The following is a 24,201-nucleotide window of genomic DNA, read 5'->3' on the forward strand; positions in this document are numbered from 1 at the left end:
ACCTCATTTAATTATTTTTTTAGCTTTATTCTTTATCTTTCGCAATATATCTTTTACCTTTTGAGGGGATTGCTCCTTATTTATACGCAATGGTTCAATTTGTTTCAAAAAGGCTTCTGCTATTATGGGGGCTTCATTATATGATTTGGGGAAAGTTTTAAGTTCGAAATTTTCATTCGAGACAATTTTATTGACTGCTTCAGTGAACTGCTTATACCCATGTTCAAGTGTCTTGTCCTGCATGTAGTTAATTCCATATTCAGACATTCTATTAATTTGCTCATCGTTAGTTAAAATACTGACCAATGCATTAGCAATGGATTCAGGTGTTTGATCGGCTAATTTCACCCCGCCATCAGGCAGATCATACAAATTGTTCTCTCTGTATATATCTACAACCGGAAGACCCGCAGCCATCATCTCAAATGGAATTCTGGAAGGATTAGACGAACTAATGCATAATCCAACAGAACATTTATTGTATAGATTGTTACACTCTTCTACTGATATCAACTCTAAATTTGTATGTTCGAACCACACATTTGTTTTATTTCTAGATCCATACAAATAAATCTTTACTTCGGGCATTAAATGCTTAACGATTCCCAACGCTTCTATTCCTATAATACTGCATCTTCTTGGTTTCTCAGGTTGATATATAAAGCAAATTGCTTTTTCCCTAGTTTTCTCCGGCAGTCTTCTATACACCGTGTGATCTGCACAAAAATCAAAATAACTCGATGCCGTATTAAATTTCTCAACCATTAGATTAGAAAGCCATTTTCCAATTGTTATCGGAGTCAAATTAAACTTATAAGAGTTCTCAGCCAAAAGATACCCATCGCCCATGGGGTTGAAATATGCTTCGAAATCTTGAACAAAATAAAATTTTTTGGTTTGGTATGGAATATCTCTAACTACTTTAGCTGTGTGCCATGCAGTAGCAAAAACCGCATCATACTTTATCTCTGAATGAAAACCGAGAAAAAGATTTGCTTTAATCTCCCCAAAATACTTATTTATGCTTGACTTCATTTCTTTAAGGTTTAAGTAACTATTGTCATCTTCAATATAGATATCACATTCATAGCCTTCATATGCTAAAGCATTAATATTTTGAAATATTGTTCGATGTCCTCCGGACCCTTCCATAGGACTAGGCACATACCAAGCTATTTTTAACACAACTTCCCCTCCAAAACTACTTACAATAATTTATTATTTATCTTTAATTCAGAGATTGTACTATCTCTTTCTTTAATCATCTGATCCATTTTCTCAATAACATTATAACGTTCTTCTAGCATTAGACTTTGATTAGAGATTGTGTTATCCCTTTCTCTGATCATATGTTCCATCTCTAGAATTGTATCATAGCGCTCCTCTAGCATAGTTTTCTGAGCGGCTATAACATCATCCCGTTCTTTAACCATGGTGTCCATTTGTTGAATAGTATTTACTCTTTCTTCTAACATTTGAGCTTGTGAATTAATGACACTATCTCTTTCCTTGATCATTTCCTCCATCTTATCCATGCTTTCCAAACGTTCCTCTATAAGATGATTTTGAGATTTAATAATGTTATCTCTTTCTTCAATCATTGCCTCCATTTTCCCCATACTCTCAAAACGTTCAAACAACAATTTTGCTTGAGAGTCTATTGAGTCATCTCTTTCTTTTATCATCTTATCCATTTCGTTTATGATTTTATAGCGTTCAAGACCCAAGGCTTCAAGATCTCTGACTTTAATCAGTGCAATATCTAATTCTGATTTTGAATTGTAGTATAAAACTTTGTCATAGATATTCTCTGCAATCATAAGATCAAAAAATTTATTGCCTTTTGGAAATAAGATACCTAATCCCCAGCTGTGACTGAATTCAAAACTATTGAACTCCTGCTTTATCTCATCCCAGAATAAAGAAGAGCCATAACCAGTATCAGCAGCAGTATCATGGAATAAAATAATTCCGTTTTCCTTAAGCTTTGGTAAACACATTGTAAAGTCATGTTTTACAGCTTCATACTCATGAAAGCCATCAATATGAATAATATCAAAGTAACCATCTTCAAACTTTAGAAGAGCCTCGTCGAAAGTCATTTTATGCAAAACGGTTGAAAGCCCCGAGAAATATTCTTTAATAGTTTTCTTGACTAAATCATACACTTCTTCTCCATAGAAACCTGCTTGAGGATCTCCCATCCAAGTATCTACAGCCTCAATTTTTGTATCCATTTTAAAGTCTTTAATTGCTTGACACATGGCAAAAAAAGAACAACCGAAATGCGTCCCAAGCTCTAAAACGTTTTGAGGTTTTACAAATCTCAGAAGGTCATAAACAAATCTTCGATGGCCTGCCCATGGAGAGACATTTAACTTTTCATTGAGATTATCCGATTCAAAAAAGGGATTGCTAATCTTCCAGCTAGACATTATTATTCATCTCCGCAAGTTGGTTATTTCCACCTGTTCAATGTTGTTGTTAAACAAACAGTGAATTGTTTTATGTGGTGAAACACAAGAAAACTCGAATATATTATGCGCCCAGCACTGTATGGTATGTTGTAGTTCGTGATTACCTTCCCCAATGCCTAATGTAAGAAAATAATATCCTTCTTTTACTTCAGGCCACTGAAAACTAAGACTTACAAGACTATTTCCTTCTTCAAACAAAAAAACTTGTTTTAATGAGGTAACAGTATTTTCCCCAAAAATTTGGTTTCCGAATTTATCCGAAATAATATATCCAAATATAGTTTCACCCATATCTCTTTGTGCACAAACTTGATAGCTAATTTCAATGTTGTCTCCTGCTAATACAAAACCTCGGTAAGGAGAACCGTTCACCTCTACTTTGTAACTTTTAATATATGCTTCCAAAGCCCCTCCTAAAGAAGCTTGATCTATTTGAATGTACGAGTCATTGTCTTCAATATCCGAATCAGTCCGTTTAGAGGGTTCATCCGATCTCTGCAAGCTTGATTCTTTAGATTTAACAGAAAAACTTTCCGAGTGGATCCGTTTTACATAAAATTCTATCCCCTCAAGGGTGCTTCCATCAAACACTTTTTTTCCTTCAGAAATTACTATGCATCTGTCAGCAAGATTCGCGACGCTTGTCATATCATGGGTAACTACGATTTTTGTAACATTCCTCATTTCATTTTTCATATAAGAATTACATTTTTGTTGAAAAAATATATCCCCTACTGAAAGGGCCTCGTCAACGATCAAAATATCCGGTTCAAGATTGATCATTAATGCAAATGCTAGCCTTGCGAACATTCCACTAGAGTATGTTTTAACCGGTTGATGAATATACTCACCGATATCAGCAAAATCTAAAATCGATTGTATTTTACTCGTTATTGCTTTATCCTCGAATCCAAATAAAGAACCATTAAAATAGATATTCTCGATTCCGGTATACTCTGGATTAAAACCAGCTCCCAACTCAATCAACGAAGTGATTCTCCCTTTAATTTCCACTTCACCCAAGGTAGGTGTCAACACTCCTGCTATCATTTTTAGAAGTGTCGATTTCCCAGATCCATTCTTACCTATTATCGCTACAGTTTCCCCTCTTTTGAGTTCCATAGAAAAGTTCTTCAATGCAAACTTCTCTTCATGTAATTCTTTGTTAGAGAAGAGACTGATAGCCTCCTTTAATCTATCCGAAGGCTTTTTATACAACTTATACATCTTAGTAAGGTCTGTCACCCTTATTGCTGTTTCTCTATTCATAATTTTCAACCATTCCTTTTCTGCAAAACAATTAATTATAGAACATCGGAAAAGCCATTTTTAGAGCGTTTGAAGAACATAAGACCTATGAAAAGGACAACAATAACCTGAATAATATAAAGCAGGCTGGAAGGTCCATCTTCCCAGAAATGTTGACCATAAATAAAAGAATCACGATATCCAGAAGTTACATAATACATGGGATTTAGTTTAAAAATAAAAGAATACTTATCAGAAATAATATCCGGATTCCAAAAAATAGGTGTTAACCAAAATCCGAACTGCAAAATTATTCCGACAATTTGATTGATGTCTTTAAAAAATACATTTAATGAAGAGGTTATGTAGGCTAAGCCTACTATAAGCAGCGTAGAAGTTAAGAGGTAGTACAGTAAATCAAAATAATATATAGTTGGATAAAAACCATGTGCAAGAAACAAACAAATAGTTAATAGCAAGAAGAATAAATGTATAATAAGAGATGCACAAATTTTAATCAACGGAAGATATCCCACTCTAAAACGGACTTTTTTCACTAGGTATGAATTATCAATTACAGACGTAGTTGCCGCACCAATGCTATCCGAAAAGTAAAACCATGGTATTATTCCTGGCACTAACCACAACACAAAAGGAATGTCATTCACTGGCCCACTTTTAAACCCTACTTCAAAAACAAACCAATATGTCAGCACAGTAATTATAGGATTTATTAAAGCCCAGAAAATCCCCAAATATGATCCAAGATATCTGGTTTTAAAATCATTCCGAATCATTTTCCATATTAATTTTTGATCGAGTTTAAGCTGGTTTAAATAATTCAAGATCATTCTTCTCCTTTAATCGTTTCCTTCATAAACTTATATTTTAGATTATTGATATCTTTTTTCAGTTTAAGTAGTATGAATATCAATATCAATAACGATACTGCTAGCAAACTAATAAATGAAACAACTGCTGTATTTACGTAACTTAAGCTTGCATTTTCTTTTAAAATATCATTAACTTTTTTATTGTTTAGATAGAGATCGCCATTTAAATATATTCCACCAAAATTATCGATTAAAGCAATCTCTTTCTGACCATCATTGCTTATAATTCTCAATCCCGCTTCTGATTGCCTAATTGTAAGCCAATCTCTTTTGTCCTTTGTTGACTCATCTCTTTTTTCTAAATGAACGTAATTGCCACTATCTGAAGCAAAGGCTAACTTATAATTGAATATAAGCGAACTTGCTATTACAATCGTTAAAAAAAACAACACTCTCCTTAATTTCACCTTACATTATCCTCTCTATATAAAATTTTATTTTAATTCAGCGAAAGGCATAACTTGATTTTTAATGTACAACTTAAATCCTTATGCTAAAATATTGTCGTATCTACAGGAAAAGGAGATTAAAAAGTTGGCTAATCCAGTATACGGTAAAAAGGCTGCTCAGTCGAGAAATGCCGAAAAAATACCCGACTCGCTATGGGTGTTGGTAATTGGTTTTATTGTATTTTTAATTTGGGCCCCGTTTCAAGTGGGATTATTTAACGGGCAGCAGACGGATTTTGAGAAACCGATTTATGTCGCGGCTTTGCTCGGCTGTCTGATGCTCTTCTTCTGGGCTGGCCTCTATTACAATAGGTTTAAATTGGAGGACCAGCGGGATTTGCTGGCGGTAGTCGTACTGCTGCTTCCTCTGACGTACTTTCTGTCGCTGTTTGTCGCCGTTTCGCATTATATGGCGATGAATCTGCTGTTGATTCAGAGCATGTACGCAGCGTTGTTCATTGTAAGTCTCTACCTCCTTCGACAAAAACAAGTTAATGTTATCATACAAACTGCTATTTTGACAGTAGCTTATCTGATCGTCTGGTTCGGTCTGATGAACTGGCTGGGCGCCTGGAACGTGGCCGGAGGAGCCATCGGCTGGTTCTCGAATACGGTAAAAGGAGGCAAATATCTGGACGCGGTGATGACCGACGCCAATGGTCTGCGTCTGACATCGATTTTCCAGTATGCCAATACATATGCCGCCTTCCTGATGGCGTTCTTGTTTGTGGCGATATTTGCGCTGATTCGCTCGAAAAAAGGGTCCGGTACGCTGATCAACGGCTTTATGCTCGTTCCTATCATCGTTTCGCTGCTGCTGACGCTCTCGCGGGGCGGGCTTGTCATGCTGCCGGTAGTATTCGTTCTTCTGCTGCTATTCCTGAAACCGGCGCGGCAAATATTGTGGATCATTCATCTGATTATCGCAGGTATTGCCTCGTTGGCAGTGACCAATCCGGTCACCACGATCGGCCAGCGTCTGAGCCTCGTCCCCGATCCGTCAGCGGCTCTCAAAGGCTGGGCCTATCTCCTGATTGCCTCAGCGGTTACGGCGGTTCTATGCTGGGTGGTACAGCGTTTTGCGGCACCTAAGCTGGAAAATAGTCTTGGGAGCTGGTCAAACCGGAGATTCACCAATCTGTGGCTTCCGATCGGCGCAACGGTGCTGGTGGCACTGGCCGCGTTCTTGCTGATCGGTACGAGCGTACGCAGCATTTTGCCGGACAATATTGAAACCCGTCTGGAAAATATCAACTTCCAGCAGCACAGCGTACTGGAACGTTTCACCTTTTACAAGGATGCGCTTAAGGTGGCCAAGGATTATCCTGTACTTGGCGCCGGCGGCGGCGGTTGGGCCGCACTCTATGAGAAGTACCAGAATAACCCGTACACGAGCCGTCAGGCGCATAACTTCTTCCTGCAGTATTTAATTGAAGTCGGTATTCTTGGCTTCGTTGTATTTATGGGCTTTATCCTGTTTGTGTTCTACAAATATATCAGAGGGTTTATTAAGCAGAAGGATAAAGACGAGTATGAAAACGGCTTTTTCTACCTGATTCTTACCCTTTCGATTCTGCTTCACAGCGTTCTCGACTTTAATATGAGTTACGCCTTCATGGGCCTGCTAGTGTTCATCGGGCTGGCGGGGATGGCGGCCGTTATGGATGCCAAACCGCTCGCGGTTAAATGGAACTCTTCCGGGCTGCGGTTAGGCTACATGGCCCTGGCTTGTATTGGGGCAGCGGCAGTTCTGTTTGTATCGCTCCGCTACATCAGCTCAGCCAATGCCGCTGCGGATGCCAAGGCGATCGCGCAGACAAGCCAGTCTTACGAAGAAATCAAGGCTCCGCTGCTCAAGGCGCTTAAGAACCGTCCCAGCCTTCCTGAATCGGTCATTATTCTCTCTTCGCTGGATAACCAGGTATACCAGCAGACGAAAAATGAACAATTCGCGGCCGAATCACTCGCCGTGCTGACACGCGGATTAAAGGACGAACCGAATAATAAGCAGATGCTGAAGCAGCTGATCAATCTGTACGATGTGCAAGGGAAGACCGAGGAAGCTTACGCAGTCTACCGTGACAATGCGGATAAGTATAACTGGGATATTGAATGGTACGAGCCGCTCATCAGCCGTTCGTTCGATCTTGGCAATCAGGCCTTTCTCCAGAAAGACAGCGCAAAAGAACAGCAATACTTCCAAACCGGGCTTGCCGCTTACGAGCATGTGGTCGCGGGCGTCGCACATCTCAAGACGCTGCCGGCAGGGCAGATGCAGGGGCGTCCGTTCTCGGCAACGCCTCTGATCGCTCTTAGCGCGGGGAAAATGCAGCTCATGACGGGTAAAACGGCCGAAGCGGCCGCCACGCTGAAACAAGGGTTAAGCGACGATTATAAAGATGCGACGAATCGCGAAATTGCCCGCTTCTATCTGGCCTCATTGCAGAAAGAAGGACAGCAGGACCAGGCGGTCTATGACAAGCTCATTCAGGCCGATGCTTCGGAAAAAGCGAAGATTGAGGAGATTGCGGCGGCTCAGTATTGATGGAGAGTTGCTTGGCATAGTTTTTTTCAGTCTTTGTAGTTGAAAAGGAGAAACGGAGCGCATGCGGGAAACCGCGGCGCTCCGTTTTTTGAGTTTAGACGGTATAGACTAAATGATGAACTTGTTCAGCAGAAGAGCCAATATAAATTGTTCATGAGAACGAACTCCTCGCTCCCAACTGGTCGGCTTCCAGCATAGCCGCCAGGACATCTTCCGGCTTCACTTCAAAAGGCATATTACTCATCGGCTCCTGGAGGGCACAGCTAGCCTCGGCCACGATCCGCAGCTTTGATTGGTCGGTCGCATCCAAGTTCAGCTGCCGCAAGGTGGTCGGCAAGCCGACGCTTTGGCAGAAAGCAAGGGCTTCTGCGATTTCGGACGGATCGGCATTCTCCAGCACAAGCTGTACAATCGTTCCGAAGGCTACTTTTTCACCGTGCAGAACCGGGCGGGTCTCTTCAAGCTGTGTCATGGCGTTATGAATCGCATGGGCGGCGGCAAGGCCGCCGCTCTCGAAGCCGATACCGCTGAGGTAGATGTTGGCTTCGATGATATTCTCCACCGCCTCGGAGAGAATGCCGTTCTCAACATCCCGTTTGGCCTGAGCTCCATCGGCCAGCAGCGTGTCTCTGCAAGCCTGTGCGAAGGCGTAGGCGCCTATGGCGCTTTTATCCTGATTGCGGATCTCGGCAGATCGCCGGCAGGCCCTCGCCTCATAGTAGGTCGACAACGCGTCGCCCATGCCGGCGACCAGCAGGCGAACGGGCGCTCCCGCCACAAGCTCCGTATCGACCACCACTCTGTCCGGATTGCTCCGCAGATACAAATACTTCTCCAGACGCCCATCTTCAGTATAAAGGACGGACAGAGCGCTGCACGGGGCATCGGTTGAAGCAACGGTTGGAGCGACGATCAGCGGCAGACGGGTGTAGAAAGCGACCGCTTTAGCAACATCCAGCGTCTTGCCTCCCCCAATTCCAATGATGACATCCGCTTCCGCCTTTTCGGCCGTTTGGGCGATCTTTTCCACTTCCTTCAGGCTGCATTCTCCCGCAAACGACTGCAGAATGAATGAAGCGTTCACTTCTTGGAAGCCTCCGGTGATTTCTTTCTCATAATGCGAAAGAACGAAAGAATCAGCGATGATATAGGCCTTTCCGGCGCCTAAATCAGCGCAATAACGATGAAGACGACGGATTTCTCCCCTGCCTTGAATATACTTGGCCGGTGACATGATACTTCTGGTCAATGCTCCCACTCCTACTCATTAAAAGTTGTAAAAGAACAAACAATCAGCCGAATAACAGCCACAACTTTAGCTATATAACGCTAAAATGGCAGCTCCGGGCCAATTCCCGGACTGCCATTTCTGTGCTGTAGTGCGGGCGCGCTTATACGCACACCGTCTTTATTTTGTTATCGGATATTATTTCGACGCTGTCTTTGACGCTTCATTCTCAATCAGGCCCTTGAGATAGACGAGCAGATCTTCCTTGAGCTCTTCATGCTGCAGCGCATAATGAATCGTGGTTTGGATAAAGCCCATCTTCTCACCGACGTCATGCCGGTGTCCCTCGAAGTGGAAGGCCAGAATGCGCTCCACCTCGCTCAGACGGGCAATGGCGTCCGTCAGCTGAATTTCGCCGCCTACCCCCGCCTGCTGCTCGCCAAGCAAATCAAAGATGCGCGGAGTCAAAATGTACCGTCCAAGGATGGCCAGATTGGAAGGCGCTTCTTCTTTTTTTGGCTTCTCGACAAGCCGGTTCGCTTTATACACACGCTCCGCCAGCTCCGTGCCGTCGACAACGCCGTAACGGGAAACCTCATCCCACGGCACCGGCTGTACGCCTACAATGGATGATTTATATTGGTCATAGACCTCGATCATCTGCTTCAGGCAGGGTTTGTCCGACTCGACGATATCGTCGCCGAGCAGTACAGCAAACGGCTCGTTGCCGATAAATTTGCGCGCACACCAGATGGCATGTCCGAGACCTTTGGGCTCTTTTTGCCGGATATAGTGAATGTCGGCCATTTCGGATGATTTGCGGACAGAATCCAACAATTCCCATTTCTGTTTCTCAGCCAAATTGAATTCCAGCTCGAACGAATTATCGAAATGATCCTCGATCGCCCGTTTGCCCTTGCCTGTCACAATAATAATATCTTCAATGCCGGAAGCGACGGCCTCTTCCACAATGTACTGGATGGTGGGTTTGTCCACAATCGGCAGCATCTCCTTGGGCATCGCCTTGGTGGCGGGCAGGAAGCGGGTTCCGAGGCCAGCGGCCGGAATAATAGCTTTGCGAATTTTAGTCATATTATGGATCCTCCTCTAAATAATTACATAAACTCCCAAGTTTCTTTACGCAAAACGTCCATTTTATCATATTATACCAGCTTAAAACGAACATTGTCAGTAAAAAGACTTTGTGGAACCATTTAGAAGTCAAGGCGACAAAACAAAGAGTAATCCCAGTTTTTTTCTTATTATATTTTAATTGGCCTTGAATTCGGAACCTTATTTCAATTTATCCCTTATGACGATGCTATTTCCTGGCCGATCAACCCAATAGTACTTTCCACCATAATACTCAATGCCTTGTCCAGCACCGTATACAGGCGGTTTAATTCGTTCAACAAAAGTAAACGTATCCCCATCATACTTATAATGATCCAAACCTTGTGCATATTTTTCATTGAACTTATTGGAGCCATGTAAGTTCACAAATAAATCATTTCCGATAAAAAATATGCCTTGATATCCTCCCTCTTCTTCAAACTGTTGCAAAAGTGGAAATTCATTGATTAATTTAAAGTTCAAATCGAATTTTGCTATATTGTTTTTATCGTGGTATACAACCCAAAAAAATGAGTCTTTTTGTGTGACCGATTCAGCAGTCCCATCACCAATTTCGTATTCAGCAACCATTTTTAGATTGGGTAGATCATATTTCACGACTCTGCTTACCGTCTTTTTTGCCCCACTATTAAAATTATACACGGTTGCATATAATGAATCGTTTATAACAGTACAATCACCAAAAGACATAAAGTTACCGTTAGAATCTGTTTTTTTATATGCTTTAGGAAGTGAATATATAAACTTTCCATCAACTCCATAGACAGAGATTGTATTTGACAAGTTGAAATTTCCATCCCTATCTGAAGTAATATAAATATATCTCCCGTCAGACGCTACCCCTTGCCAAGCACTGTACATTACCTTCATTGGAATCATTGAAATTCCGCTTGTTGCTCCATTATCTGTACAAGCTGTGAGTGTCAACAAAATAAGTATAGCTGTAACAATTCTAAACACACAACCGCCTCTTCACACAGAAATAAATATTTATATATCTTTATAAGATGGATCAGAATAGTGCATCCAAGCTGTCCCACATAACCGATTATTTCACGAGCTGACCCCGGGTAACGCCAAGCTGATTGGTCGCTTTGAGCGTCTTCCACACTTGGGTTCCGGAAATTTCGCCGCGCAGCGCCTTGCCGTACAGATTGATGACCTCGGCTACCTGCTCGGGCGTTTCTTCCAGAAACTCTACGCGGAAAGTCGATACACCGAGTTCGCGGAAGTTGCTCAGATATTCCGCGCCGGACTGCTCGATCGCGTTGTAAACGGTGTTGCGGCAGCCTTCATCCACACGGACGGGATGGGACATGCCGATCCGGTCCTGCAGGGAAGCCCGATGGCTCTCGCAGGGACGGCCGCAGTTCGTAAAGTCGGTCCCTTCGCTCATAAAGGTGCAGTAGACACAGTGCTCCGTATGATACATCGGCAAATGCTGGTGAATGACCACTTCGAGCTGTGAAGTGCGGCTGCGCCCCAGCAGATCGACCATCTGCTGGATATTCAGATCATACGACGGCGTTACCAGATCACAGCCGGCTTCGAGGAACAGGTCAACCGCTTTATGGTTGGCGATATTCAGCGAGAAATCGCCGATAAGCTGCGGATGCACGGCATCCGGCTCTTCCCGCCGGCGGCGCAGGTAATAATACAGCGCGCCGGTATTGCGCACCAGCACCGCATCCGGCTGGAGGCGCAGGATGTTGGCATGGTAGCCGTTCTCGCCGGGCATATGAATGCGCGGTGTCGCCAGCGCGATTCTTGCGCCCGCAGCCCGAACGGCCTCCACCGCTGCCGGGAACTGCTTGATGAATTCGAAGTCGGCGTAGATGAACGTTACGCCGGCCTTCAAGGCAGCCTGCACCTGCGGCAGGCTGCGGCACAGCGCGGTGAGCTGCGCATCACCGCCGCTTGTGAAGGCGCCGCCCGCTCCGAGCGGGGCGGCCGTTCCCACGCCGTCCGGCCGTGCCGGGACGGCGCTTCCGGCGCCGCGCGAGGCGGCGTCGCCGTAGACCTCTACCGCCCGTTTCACGTATACGGGCGGCTTCGGACGCTCGCCGGCGAGCAGCTCCACCGCGCGGCGGCGGATGCCGTTCAGCTCGCGCATTGGCACGATGACGCCGCCTTCCAGTTCGGCGTCCAGCCGCTCAAGCTGGAAGACGGTTCCGCCGAGGCGTCCGAACTGCTCTTCCAGCAGCGCGGCGTCCATCGGCCGCTTGTTCGCCGTCTCCAGCGTCAGCTCGGAGTCGACGCGGACGGTAACGCCCTTCTGCACGTCGGTCCACCAGGTTGCCAGCGGCTCGCCCGCGCGGCCCGCCGCTTTTACATGCACCGGGAATACCCGGTACGGCTTCTCCGTCTCGTACGTCTGGCGCAGCGCCTTATCCAGCGCCGGATCGTTCGTCTTCCAGATCCGGTCGCCGACATGCAGACGGTCAAGGTTGACATCGCTGCGTCCGGGGATAATGTCGACAATCCAGCCTTCCTGCGCTTCGCCTTCCAGCTTCACGCCTTTGCGGCGCAAATCGTAAATGCGGCCGCCTTCCTCTTTTTTCGTGGGATCGCCCGCATCAAATACAATCCCGTCGCCGCGTTTCACCGGCGCTTCGATCCGGCAGACGACGCCGTCGCGGAGAATCTGCTCCACGGTGCCGAGGTAGACGCCCCGGCTTTTGGGGAAGGTGCCGTCCACCAGCTTTTTATTATTCGTCCCTTCCAGAAAGCCGTGCGTGAAGCCGCGGGAGAAGCTTTGCTGCAGCTCCCGCATTTCTTCCTTGGAAGGCGCCGTCCATTTCCCTTCAAAATAGCGATGGATCGCCTTGCTGTACTTGCCGACCACATTCGCCACATATTCAGGACTCTTCATTCGCCCTTCGATTTTGAAGGAAGTCACGCCCGCTTCAATCAGCTCCGGTATAAGTTCGATGGCCGCCAAATCCTTCGGCGACAGCAGATAGGCGATATCGCCCATCGGCTTCACCTCGCCGTCCACTACCAGGTCGTAGGGAAGCCGGCAGGCCTGCGCGCACTCGCCCCGGTTGGCGGAACGGCCGCCCCACATCTCCGAGGTCAGGCATTGGCCCGAATAGGAGACGCACAGCGCGCCGTGCACGAACACCTCCATCGGCAGGCGGGCCTGATCGCCTATCGTGCGGATCTGCTTGAGATTATTTTCCCGGCCCAGCACTACGCGTTCCAGTTCAAACGGCTTGGTGAATTCCACCGCCTCCGGCGAAGTAATCGTCATCTGCGTTGAGCCGTGAATCGGAAAATCCGGCGAAATCTCGCGGATCAGCTTCACCAGCCCGAGATCCTGCACAATGACCGCATCCACGCCCGCGTCGATACAGGCCTCGATCAATTCCCCGGCATCCTCCAATTCGTTCTCGAACACCAGAATATTGAACGTCAAAAACCCTTTAACCCCATAGCTGTGCAGAAAAGCCATAATTTCCGGCAGCTCGTCCATCCGAAAATTATTCGCTCTTGCCCGGGCATTGAACTTCTCTACGCCGAAATAGACGGCGTCCGCCCCGTTCGCCACCGCCGCGCGCATACAATCCCAGTCGCCCGCCGGAGCGAGCAGCTCCACGTCTTCCCTGCGTATATCCCGTTCTTTCATCTATATCCTCCCAAACCGTCCAAGGGGACGGGTCTATTAATATGCAAAAAGCCTATGTGATCTGGACTTCCACGGTTTTAAAACAGATTTATGTCCGGTTAACCTATCTATTGTATCAAATATCACACTTGTATGCTATAGTCCTGAAGCGAAGCAACAAGGAACTGGAATGGATTTCTTGAAGCAAATGGAAAAGAGAAATAGACAGCAATCGAGCGTTGAGCGTAAAATATACATAGCCATGATTATTTAATTATATGTAGTAGGGAGAGCTGACCCAGAAAATGAAAGGCATTATTCTAGCAGGCGGCAGCGGCACGCGCCTATATCCTTTGACGATGGTTACAAGCAAGCAGCTTCTGCCGGTTTATGACAAACCGATGATTTACTATCCTTTATCCACCCTGATGCTGGCGGGAATCAACGACATTCTGATTATTTCGACTCCCGAGGACACACCGAGATTCGAGAGTCTGCTGGGCGACGGCTCCCAGTTCGGCATTTCGCTGCAGTACAAAGTCCAGCCAAGTCCCGACGGGTTAGCGCAGGCCTTTATCCTTGGCGAAGACTTTATCGGCGGTGAATCGGTCGCCATGGTTCTCGGAGACAATATTTATTATGGAGCCGGTATGCGTCAAATCCTGAAACGCGCTTCGGACAAACCGCAAGGCGCTACGGTATTCGGCTATCACGTTAACGATCCGGAACGCTTTGGGGTTGTGGAGTTCAACCAGGACGGCCGAGTCCTCAGCATCGAAGAAAAGCCTGAACAGCCCAAGTCGAACTATGCGGTGACGGGATTGTATTTTTACGATAACCGGGTCGTCTCCATTGCGAAAAATGTAAAGCCCTCGCATCGGGGCGAATTGGAAATCACTTCGGTCAACGAGGAGTATCTGCGGCTTGGCGAGCTGGATGTGGAGCTGCTGGGACGCGGCTTTACGTGGCTGGATACCGGCACGCACCAGAGTCTGGTGGATGCGACGAATTTTGTCAGAACGATCGAGGACCATCAGGGCATCAAAATCGCCGCCCCCGAGGAAATTGCATATATTAACGGGTGGATTACGGAAGAGCAGCTGCTGAGCTGCGGCGAAAAGCTGAGCAAAACCGGCTACGGTCAGTATTTGATCAAGGTGGCCACCGGCAAAATCAAATATTAACGCGGAAAGAGTGAAATAGATGAAATTCACGAAAACGAATCTGGAAGGCGTGTTTATCGTCGAGCCCGCCGTCTTCGGCGACCATCGCGGATGGTTTATGGAAACCTATAGTCAGGCGAAATTCCTGGAACAAGGGATCGACCTGGATTTTGTACAGGATAACCAATCCTACTCGGCGGTTAAAGGGACGCTGCGCGGACTCCATTACCAGTTGAACCCCAAAGCGCAGACGAAGCTCGTCCGGTGCACACGCGGCGTTATTTATGATGTCGCTGTCGATATCCGGAAAGGAAGCCCTTCTTACGGCCAATGGTTCGGAATCGAACTAAGCGCCGACAACAAGAAGCAACTGCTTATCCCCAAAGGCTTCGCCCACGGCTTCATGACGCTTACCGAGGACGTGGAGGTTCAGTATAAGTGCGACGAGCTGTACGCGCCGGAATGCGACGGAGGCATTCTGTGGAACGACCCGGACATCGGCGTGAAGTGGCCTATCGATGTGGAGCCGGTGCTGTCAGCCAAAGACGAGAAGGCACCGCTCCTCAAGGATGCGAATCTCAATTTCGTATATAACGCTTAAGTCCCTGCCCTGCGGTAGACGGAATTCCAAATCAAGCTTTTCTATTTAAAAATAGAACCTCCACTCCGCCTCAGTGCGGTCTGGAGGTTCTTGCTATTTGGTAGGGCTGGCTTATGTCCGAGACTCCTTGCCCCCGTTCTTACTTCCCCCCGTCCGTGAACCGGAACGACTTGAGTGTCCGATCCAGCACCGCCTGCTGCGCTTCCGTTGCGTTCGCATCGCCGAGCGTGGCCGTTAGGGTATAAACGGCATCCTCGCGGCTGAAGGCGATGACACGGATGCGCGAAGGGATGCCGCTCTTATTTTGCCGCACGGTCATCTCCACCGCCGGTTCTCCGGCTAAGGTTGTATCCTGCACGCTTTCGACGAACGGCCCCTGCGGATCGCTGCCCGGATTACGGTAAAATTCGTTAAGTTGATTAATTGTATAATTCAAGGAACCTTCGGGAACCACAGCGATTTGGAATCTGCCGCCGGTGAACCGATAATCGACGGCCTGCATTTCGAATCCCCCCTGATACGGCGTCCACAGCCGCGGCATGTCGATGGCATAGCCGTAGATTTTCGAGGTTTTGGTGACGGTCTTATTTTTCAGCGAGGGATAGTCATTCTGCTCCAGGCGGCCGAAGTTCTCTTTGACGGTGTCAAAATCAATCTTCACCGAGGTCAGAACAGCTCCGAACTTCGCCTTATCCTCCTCCTGGCCCGCCGGAGCGGCATATTCCGCATAGTAGCGGTAGCCGTTCTTCAGCAGCAGTACCTGGTACTCCGTCATCCACCCGCCGCCGTAGTTATAGCGGACTTCCCGCACCCGCGCCGGAGCGCCGGATATCTCCGTCGCCATAACCCCCTGCTCATGGTAAGCCTCCGGCACAAACAGCTCCGCATCCTTCAGGCGAAGCTCCTCTCCCCAGCTATCCAGAGTCGAAGCCGGCGGCGCCGAGCTGATAATCAGCTTCAAATAGCTGCCGGCTTTGCTCCCATAGACGAGATGCCGGTTGTCAATGCTCCATGCGGCGGGTACCTGCAGAGAAATGCCGTAATCGTCGCTGCCGGCAGAGCGCAGGCCGTTTCGAACGGTCGACAGATCGCGAATCGAGCTATCCTTATCGTCAAAAAAGGGACGGAATGAATCCAGCAGCCCTGTGTACTTGACAAAGTCTTTATAGTTCACGGCGTTGTCATCCGTCAAATACAGCTGATACAACCGCCCATTGGCATAATATCCGCGGCCTTCCCACAAGGCTCCGGCAGGGTCCTTGCTGATAATGCGCGCATAGGGAACGGCTGCCTGCGGGAAAATCCCCCGGTCCAGCACGACCTCGCCGCTGTCCTCGGAGCTGCGCACGAGCTGCTCCAGCAGTTCGTCGGCGTCCGGGGCAGCTGCCTGCGGCGCCACATGAACCTCCAGATAATAACCAATATCGGCGCTTATGAAGCTGGACACGCCCTCTTCTCCGCCGCTGTCGCCGATGATGAGCCCGGCCGGGTAAAGCATGCTCCACTTATAATAGCTATTTCCGACCTTCGTCTTGCCTGCTTCGCTGTCGATGCCGCTCTCCGGCAGGCGGTCACCCCTCGAATTTGAGGCAGACAACGCCACAACGATGCTCCCGCCGCTGCCGGCCGAAATCTTCGCTCCGATGACCCCGGCTACAAAGCGCAGCGGAACCATTAGTACCCCGTTCACCATCCGCGGCGGAGCAGTCAACTTCACTTTCTGCCCGTCCTTCCAGGCGATCGTTCCGCCGATGGTCATTGCGCCCGTATGAGGACCGTAGGTTACTTTGACAACATCGTCATTTCCCAGCGAGACGCCACTGCCGAACGCTTTTTTGAACACCCCGAGCGGGACCATGACACTGCCGTTTTCGGAGAAAGGCTCAGCGATGGCAATAACTTGTCCATTCGCTTTTGCCTGCTTGCTGCCTAACTTGAGCGTCAGCAGAAGGGTCTCTTTCTCCGCTGCCCCCGCACCGTTCATCGGCAGCATGGCCAGGATAATCAGCGCGGCCAGTACGGCATGCAGGACTTTTAGGCACATCTTGTTCATATCCAGCTCTCCCCACTTTCGCTTGCTGTTACTCTTCCGGTCCTTCATCTTCGCTGCCGCCATCCCCCTTATTAACCATAGGATCTCCTTCTCCCAGCACCAGCTTGCGCTGAACGATATCTCCTCCGCTCTGCATGAGCAGCTGAACAGTCTGTCCCGGGCGATAGCTTTTGAACAGCTCATTGATATCGACCGCAGAGGTTACACGGTGACCGTCGATGCTGTACAGTTCGTCGCCTTCGGCTACACCGGCTTTGCGGGCTTCCGCCGAGACCGCCTTCGTCACGGTTAGAGGATCTTCCGCAGGCAGTCCGACAATAGCGGACCAGCTCTCCTGAAGCTCGAGTCCGAGGCTTGGACGTCTTACTTCACCGTAAGCAAGCAGCTGCTTGATGATATAGCGGACCGTCTCCGCAGGAATCGCAAATCCCGTATTTTCCACACCAACAGCCGAGTATTTCATGCTGACAATCCCAATGACTTTTCCATTCATATCGACAAGCGGACCGCCGCTGTTGCCCGGATTGATGGCGGCATCGCTCTGCAGAAGGCGGTACGAGGCATCGACCACCCGTCCCGAGCCGCTGACGACACCGACGGTGGCGGAGTTGCGGAGCGCAAAAGACAAGGGCGAGCCGATGGCAACGACCTTCTCGCCCACTTTCACATTCGATGCTTCGGCGAAAGAGGCAGGCTTTAGATAGGCCGCGTTGATTTTGAGCAGCGCAATATCGCTGACTTCATCCGCATAGTAATCCTTAATGCCGTATGATTTGCCGTCCGATGTCACGACCGTGGCATTTTGCATCGACTCGATGACATGCGCATTGGTGACGATCCAGCCGCCGCTTGTGATGATCACGCCCGAGCCGTGCACCAGATTGTAACGGTTGTCCAGACCCGTATTTTTTCCGCCTTGGCCTTTGCCGATAATGCCGACGACTGATGGGGACAGTCTTTTATAGATTTGTGGAATCGGGTCCGCAGCGAATACACCTGCTTCTGTGGAGGAAGGATGCGTTGCAGCCGTTTCTCCTTTCCGCGCCGCTTCAGACACGGGTATGCTCCAGCTTAGGGCCAGTCCCAGAGCAATGCTGCACAGCAGCAAGCGCAGGCCTTTGTTTCGCATCGTACCATCTTTTTCCATATGTTGTCCCCTTTCTTAAGCCTGTATTATCTTTGTGCCGCCCCGCTTGAAAAAAAGAAAAAAAGACACCTTGATTCCCGCAGGCGGCAAAGGTGTCTTCGTCGATAAACAAACGATTTTTCTGTATCATTTCATAGAGAACGCCGGCTCTTCAGCTTAGCCAATATTTGACCATGGCATAGTCGGAAACGAGAAAGACCAGCAGACTGACGATTCCGAAGGCAATCGCAAACTTGTTCTTCTGCGGGGCCCTGAGCAGCCGGACAACCCCGGTCGCTATGAGCACCGTGAACAAAATCATAAACACATCAAAGGTATGAAATCTGGACGCAGTTGCCGTGGCGGCTTCCGCAAGCAGCATAGCCCTACCTCCTCATAATGGTTGTCGAGCAGACATGCCCATCAGCCGCACCGTCTACTCTCTGCTTATGCCTTTTCACTTCTATGTTACCGTTACCAAAGACAGCGCGCAATAGGATTTTTACAAAAATCTATGTACTTGTGACAACCTTCATTGACACCCAATGCGAATATTTAATTCTCAAAGTGCCTAAGACGGAGAATCTCTTTTATATCCTACTAATAACTATATTAACGGGATTATCCCTGTTTGAATCTTACGCGCTGCGGACCGGGCATATGCCTTGTATTTATCAACGGAACCTGGAGGTTCCATAAGCAATTGTTATACGAGCTATACCTTACTTCATATACGGGAGGCCGGATCATTTGATACCATCAAACTAATATCATAGCGACCTCGTCGGATTTATATTAGAAATGAGCGCGAAACTGGCGCAAACCGTCAAGGATTCTGAAGGAGGCAACATCAATGGCATATGAGCCGATTTGGACCAAAGATCCGGACAAGCTGTCAAAATTCGAATTAGTCAAACTGGAAAAAGACGGACTGGACGTTATTCGCACTATTATTGAAAAATATGCACTGGAGGGCTACGACTCCATTCCGGCCGATGAGCTGGACCTCTTCAAATGGGCGGGTGTGTATCAGCAGAAACCGAAGAACGGTCATTTTATGATGCGTGTCCGCATCAACACCGGCATCATGACATCCGCGCAGGCGCGGACCTTGGCCGATATCTCCCGGCTTTACGGCAGAGAACTCGTCGATATTACGACCCGGCAGGCGATCCAGTTCCACTGGCTGACGGTGGACAATTTCCCGGACATTTTCAAACGCCTGGAAGAGGTCGGCTTATATTCGTTCGAAGCGTGCGGCGACTGCCCGCGCACTATTGTCGGCAATCCGCTTGCCGGGATCGACAAGGACGAACTGCTGGATACCAAAGCCCTTGTCGACGAAGTGAATGGCTTCTTCATGCTGAACCGCGATTTCTCCAACCTTCCGCGCAAGCTGAAGATGTCGATTTCCGCCAATCCTTATAACAACGCCCATGCGGAGATCAACGATTTGGCATTCACACCTGCCGTTAAGGAGATCGATGGCCAAGAAACCGTCGGCTTCCATGTCATGGTCGGCGGCGGACTGTCAGCCAAGCCGCACCTGGCGCAGAAGCTCGATATCTTCGTCCGTCCGGACGAGGTATTGAAGGTGGCGACGGGAGTAGCTACGATCTTCCGTGACTATGGGTACCGCGAGAAGCGGCACCATGCCCGGCTGAAATTTCTGATGGCCGATTGGGGCGCGGAGAAATTCAAGGACAAGCTGGTTGAAGTGATCGGGGAGCTGCCTGCACGGGGCGAGGACAAAACGGCCGGCTGGCAGGCCGCCTATTTCGACGGCGTGCATCCGCAGCCGCAGCAGGGATTGAACTATGTCGGCCTGAACGTACCCGTAGGACGGCTCAACGCCGACGAGCTGACGCAGTTGGCCGATCTGGCCGACGCTTATGGCGACGGCAATATCCGCACGACGATGTCGCAGAACGCGATTCTCAGCGGAGTGCCGAACGACAAGGTCGACGAGCTGCTGGCCGCGCCTTTGCTGACGCGCCTGTCGCCTGCACCGAAGAATTTCATCAGCCGTACCGTCGCCTGCACCGGCAACGAGTTCTGCAGCCTGGCCCTGGTGGAGACGAAAAAGCGGGCCGTAGCCATTGCCGAGTTCCTGGATGAGCGTCTGACGCTTGATGAGAAGGTGCGCATCCATCTGATCGGCTGCCCAAATGCCTGCGGACAGAAGCAGATCGCGGACATCGGACTGCAGGGCGCTTTGGTGAAGACCTCCGAAGGCATGGTTGAAGCCTATGATATCGCCATCGGCGGTACGCTTGGCGGCGGAGCGCAGGGCCCGGCTGCAAAGTTTGCGCAGCCGCTAAAAGGGCGCGTCAAAGCGGACGAAGTGGCAGGCGTGGTTGAGCAGCTTCTGCTGTTCTACAAGAGTGAGCGCGCCGCGGGCGAGGGCTTCCATGCTTTCGCCGAACGCGTCGGCCTGCCTGCCTTCCAGGAAAAGCTGAGCTCGATCCTGGCCGCGACCGCCTCTTGATTGGACATTGAAATAAAGGAAATTTGAATACAAAGGAAGGACCGCGGCAGTTTGCCGCGGTCCTTTGTTATTTCCTCTATAGTAACCTTCGCTTAGAAACCCTCGCTTGCTTACTTTGCCTCCGCAGCCTGAAGCATCAACGCCTCCGTACGGGCTGTATCGCGAAGCAAAATCGGCTTTAAATATTTCCCTGTGTACGATTCGGATACCTCGATGATTTTCTCCGGCGTGCCGGTTGCAATAACCGTTCCGCCGCCGCTTCCGCCTTCCGGTCCCATGTCGATAATATAATCCGCCGTCTTGATAACGTCGAGGTTATGCTCGATGACAAGCACGGATTCGCCCGATTCGACCAGGCGGTGCAGCACTTCCAGCAGACGGCCGATATCGTCGACATGCAGGCCGGTTGTCGGCTCGTCCAGAATGTACAGCGTCTTGCCCGTGCTCCGGCGGTACAGCTCCGACGCGAGCTTCACACGCTGGGCTTCCCCGCCGGAAAGGGTCGTTCCCGGCTGGCCCAGCTTGATATAGCCAAGGCCAACATCCAGCAGCGTTTGCAGCTTACGGTGAATCTTAGGTATGTTTTGGAAAAATTCCGTTCCGTCCTCCACCGTCATCGCCAGCACATCGGCAATGTTCTTGCCTTTGTACTTGACTTCCAGCGTTTCGCGGTTGTAGCGTTTGCCCTTGCAGACCTCACATGGAACATAGACGTCCGGCAGGAAGTGCATCTCGATCTTGATAATGCCGTCGCCCCGGCAAGCTTCGCAGCGTCCGCCCTTAACGTTGAAGCTGAAGCGGCCTTTCTGAAAGCCTCTGATCTTCGCTTCATTCGTCTTGGAGAACAAGTCGCGGATATCGTCGAACACTCCCGTATAGGTTGCCGGGTTGGATCTCGGCGTACGCCCGATCGGCGACTGGTCGATATCGATAACCTTGTCCAGCTGGTCAAGGCCGCGAATCTCTTTATGTTGACCCGGGCGCACTTTAACCGCTTTGTTCAGCTCTCTGGCAAGACTCTTGTACAGAATTTCGTTGACGAGCGAAGACTTGCCGGAACCGGACACGCCGGTTACCGCCGTGAAGACGCCGAGCGGAATTTTGACATTTACATTCTTGAGATTGTTTTCCTTGGCTCCCCGGATTTCCAGCCAGCGGTCGTCGGTCGCGCGCCGCTTGGATGTAACCGGGATGAATTTGCGTCCGCTGAGATACTCGCCGGTTAACGAGTTGGGGTCGTTCATGATTTCCTGCGGCGTTCCCTGGGCGATAACGTTGCCGCCATGAATGCCCGCTCCCGGACCGATGTCGATGATATAATCCGACGCCAGCATCGTATCCTCGTCATGCTCGACGACAATCAGGGTGTTGCCAAGATCGCGCATATGCGCGAGCGTCGAGATAAGCCGGTCATTGTCACGCTGGTGCAAGCCGATGCTCGGCTCGTCCAGGATGTACAGCACGCCCATGAGGCTTGAGCCGATCTGTGTCGCAAGCCGGATGCGCTGGGCCTCGCCGCCGGACAGCGAACCGGCCGAACGGCTGAGCGTTAAATAATCGAGACCGACATTGACGAGGAAACCGAGACGGCTGCCAATCTCCTTGAGAATGAGATTGGCGATGGCCATTTCTTTTTCGCTTAAGGAGAGGTCGCCGAAAAAGCGCTGGCCGTCCCCGATCGACAGATCGGTTACGTCGGCGATGTTCTTTCCGCCCACCGTCACGCCCAGGATTTCACGCTTCAGCCGTTTGCCTTTGCATACGGGGCATGGCTTGGCGCTCATGAAGCCTTCGATAAATTCCCGGATGCCCTCGGACGCCGTCTCGCGGTAACGGCGCTGAAGGTTCGGGATAATGCCTTCAAAGGGAACCATCGCTTCCTTGCGCTGTCCGAAGTCGTTCTCATAGCGGAAACGGATTTTCTCGCTCCCCGTGCCGTTCAGCAGCTTGTTCATATGCTCCGGCGTCAATTCGCTGACAGGCACATCTTGGGGAATATGAAAATGCTGGCATACCGATTTCAGAAACTGCGGGTAATAGTTGGACGTGCTGCCGGTCCAGGCTAAAAAAGCGCCGTCTTCGATCGATTTCCCGGAGTCCGGAACGAGCAGTTCGGGATCGACCACCATTTGCGCTCCGAGACCATCGCATTCCGGGCATGCCCCGAACGGACTGTTGAAGGAGAACATGCGCGGAGCCAGCTCTTCCATGCTGAAGCCGCATACGGGGCAGGCAAAATTGGAGCTGAACAGCAGCTCCTCCTGTCCGATGATGTCGACGAGGATTTTGCCGCCCGACAGCTTCAGGGCCGTCTCGATTGAATCCGTCAGCCGGGACTCGACCTCTTCCTTGATGACGATCCGGTCGACCACAACCTCGATCGTATGCTTCTTGTTCTTCTCAAGCTCGATGTCCTCGGATAAATCACGTAGCTCACCGTCCACACGCACGCGGACGAAGCCCTGCTTCGAAATTTCTGCAAACAGGCTTTTGTGTTCGCCTTTGCGGCCTGAAATGACCGGAGCGAGAATCTGCAATCTCGTCTTCTCCGGGTACTGCATGATCCGGTCGACCATCTGCTCCACCGTCTGAGACGTAATCTCGATGCCGTGGTCCGGGCAGTGGGGATGTCCGATCCGCGCGAACAGCAGGCGCAGATAGTCGTAAATCTCCGTCACCGTTCCCACGGTAGAACGCGGGTTGCGGCTCGTCGTCTTCTGGTCGATGGAAATGGCCGGGGACAAGCCGTCGATGGAATCGACATCCGGCTTCTCCATTTGGCCTAGGAACTGGCGTGCGTAAGCCGACAGCGACTCCACATACCGGCGCTGCCCTTCGGCATAGATGGTATCGAAAGCCAGCGACGACTTGCCGGAGCCGCTCAATCCCGTCAGCACGACGAATCGGTCGCGCGGTATCGTCACGTCGATATTTTTGAGATTATGCGCCCTCGCGCCTTTGATTACTATGTTTTCGTTCGCCAACGGTACATCCTCCTTAATGTGTTGGTGCTTGCCCTCTGGACACCCGCAAATTTCTGGCGGATGGAGGTTGGGGGCCGTATTTAGTTGCCTGCGTGCGGAGAGCCGCTTATCCCTGCGGGATTCGCTTCAGCTGGCTCAACCTCAAGCGCCTCGGCAAAAAGCACGAAGAACGGCCTAAAGACAGCGCCGTTCAAATCAATGCAAA

General features: G+C 49.5%; 17 protein-coding genes. 4 read left to right on the top strand and 13 right to left on the bottom strand.

Annotated elements, in window-relative coordinates; translation table 11 throughout:
- Nucleotides 1-3: 3 nt before the first annotated feature.
- The 5 genes from PUR_RS23655 to PUR_RS23675 are packed head-to-tail and all read right to left on the bottom strand — an operon-like array spanning nt 4 to nt 5,025.
- Nucleotides 4-1,185 (bottom strand): glycosyltransferase family 4 protein, encoded by a 1,182-nt coding sequence (locus PUR_RS23655; protein WP_179037319.1) that lies wholly within the window; start codon nt 1,183-1,185, stop codon nt 4-6.
- Between the two features lie 20 nt (nt 1,186-1,205).
- Nucleotides 1,206-2,435, bottom strand: a complete 1,230-nt coding sequence (locus PUR_RS23660; RefSeq protein WP_179037320.1) for a class I SAM-dependent methyltransferase — start codon at nt 2,433-2,435, stop codon at nt 1,206-1,208.
- Between the two features lie 6 nt (nt 2,436-2,441).
- Nucleotides 2,442-3,746 (bottom strand): ABC transporter ATP-binding protein, encoded by a 1,305-nt coding sequence (locus PUR_RS23665; protein WP_179037321.1) that lies wholly within the window; start codon nt 3,744-3,746, stop codon nt 2,442-2,444.
- A 35-nt stretch (nt 3,747-3,781) separates the two neighbouring features.
- A complete protein-coding gene (locus PUR_RS23670; protein ID WP_179037322.1) occupies nt 3,782-4,570 on the bottom strand; it encodes an ABC transporter permease in 789 nt (262 codons plus the stop codon).
- A 2-nt stretch (nt 4,571-4,572) separates the two neighbouring features.
- Nucleotides 4,573-5,025 carry a hypothetical protein gene (locus tag PUR_RS23675; protein WP_179037323.1) on the bottom strand — a complete coding sequence of 151 codons (453 nt, stop codon included), beginning with the start codon at nt 5,023-5,025 and terminating at the stop codon, nt 4,573-4,575.
- Between the two features lie 127 nt (nt 5,026-5,152).
- Between PUR_RS23675 and PUR_RS23680 the strand changes: the two genes are divergently transcribed.
- Complete coding sequence (locus PUR_RS23680) at nt 5,153-7,612, top strand: O-antigen ligase family protein (protein ID WP_179037324.1); 2,460 nt, start codon at nt 5,153-5,155, stop codon at nt 7,610-7,612.
- Nucleotides 7,613-7,763: 151 nt separating this feature from the next.
- Here PUR_RS23680 and PUR_RS23685 read toward each other — a convergent pair whose 3' ends face one another.
- The 4 genes from PUR_RS23685 to PUR_RS23700 all read right to left on the bottom strand — a co-directional run bounded on the left by PUR_RS23685 (nt 7,764) and on the right by PUR_RS23700 (nt 13,602).
- On the bottom strand, nt 7,764-8,861 hold the full coding sequence (locus PUR_RS23685) for a glycerol dehydrogenase (protein ID WP_179037325.1): 1,098 nt from the start codon (nt 8,859-8,861) through the stop codon (nt 7,764-7,766).
- Between the two features lie 177 nt (nt 8,862-9,038).
- On the bottom strand, nt 9,039-9,932 hold the full coding sequence (galU, locus tag PUR_RS23690; RefSeq protein WP_179037326.1) for a UTP--glucose-1-phosphate uridylyltransferase GalU: 894 nt from the start codon (nt 9,930-9,932) through the stop codon (nt 9,039-9,041).
- Nucleotides 9,933-10,133: 201 nt separating this feature from the next.
- A complete protein-coding gene (locus tag PUR_RS23695; protein WP_179037327.1) occupies nt 10,134-10,934 on the bottom strand; it encodes a hypothetical protein in 801 nt (266 codons plus the stop codon).
- Between the two features lie 88 nt (nt 10,935-11,022).
- Nucleotides 11,023-13,602, bottom strand: a complete 2,580-nt coding sequence (locus tag PUR_RS23700; RefSeq protein ID WP_179037328.1) for a U32 family peptidase — start codon at nt 13,600-13,602, stop codon at nt 11,023-11,025.
- A 284-nt stretch (nt 13,603-13,886) separates the two neighbouring features.
- Between PUR_RS23700 and rfbA the strand changes: the two genes are divergently transcribed.
- Nucleotides 13,887-14,765 (top strand): glucose-1-phosphate thymidylyltransferase RfbA, encoded by an 879-nt coding sequence (gene rfbA / locus PUR_RS23705; protein ID WP_179037329.1) that lies wholly within the window; start codon nt 13,887-13,889, stop codon nt 14,763-14,765.
- Nucleotides 14,766-14,784: 19 nt separating this feature from the next.
- Nucleotides 14,785-15,345, top strand: coding sequence for a dTDP-4-dehydrorhamnose 3,5-epimerase (gene rfbC / locus PUR_RS23710; protein WP_179037330.1), 561 nt, complete (start codon nt 14,785-14,787; stop codon nt 15,343-15,345).
- Between the two features lie 139 nt (nt 15,346-15,484).
- Here rfbC and PUR_RS23715 read toward each other — a convergent pair whose 3' ends face one another.
- From PUR_RS23715 to PUR_RS23725, 3 genes are all read right to left on the bottom strand, one after another.
- On the bottom strand, nt 15,485-17,461 hold the full coding sequence (locus PUR_RS23715; protein WP_179037331.1) for a copper amine oxidase N-terminal domain-containing protein: 1,977 nt from the start codon (nt 17,459-17,461) through the stop codon (nt 15,485-15,487).
- Nucleotides 17,427-18,545, bottom strand: coding sequence for a S1C family serine protease (locus PUR_RS23720; protein WP_442953737.1), 1,119 nt, complete (start codon nt 18,543-18,545; stop codon nt 17,427-17,429). Before PUR_RS23720 ends, PUR_RS23715 begins: the two co-directional genes overlap by 35 nt.
- Nucleotides 18,546-18,696: 151 nt before the next feature.
- Entirely contained in the window at nt 18,697-18,906 is a 210-nt protein-coding gene (locus tag PUR_RS23725) for a hypothetical protein (protein WP_124696698.1), read from the bottom strand.
- A gap of 471 nt (nt 18,907-19,377) precedes the next feature.
- On the opposite strand from PUR_RS23725, the gene PUR_RS23730 reads away from it, so the two are divergent.
- Nucleotides 19,378-21,012 (top strand): nitrite/sulfite reductase, encoded by a 1,635-nt coding sequence (locus PUR_RS23730; RefSeq protein ID WP_179037332.1) that lies wholly within the window; start codon nt 19,378-19,380, stop codon nt 21,010-21,012.
- A 110-nt stretch (nt 21,013-21,122) separates the two neighbouring features.
- Here the strand turns inward: PUR_RS23730 and uvrA are convergent, their stop codons facing one another.
- A complete protein-coding gene (gene uvrA / locus PUR_RS23735) occupies nt 21,123-23,996 on the bottom strand; it encodes an excinuclease ABC subunit UvrA (RefSeq protein WP_179037333.1) in 2,874 nt (957 codons plus the stop codon).
- Between the last annotated feature and the right edge of the window lie 205 nt (nt 23,997-24,201).

Source organism: Paenibacillus sp. URB8-2, assembly GCF_013393385.1.
Taxonomy (GTDB): Bacteria; Bacillota; Bacilli; order Paenibacillales; family Paenibacillaceae; genus Paenibacillus_AQ.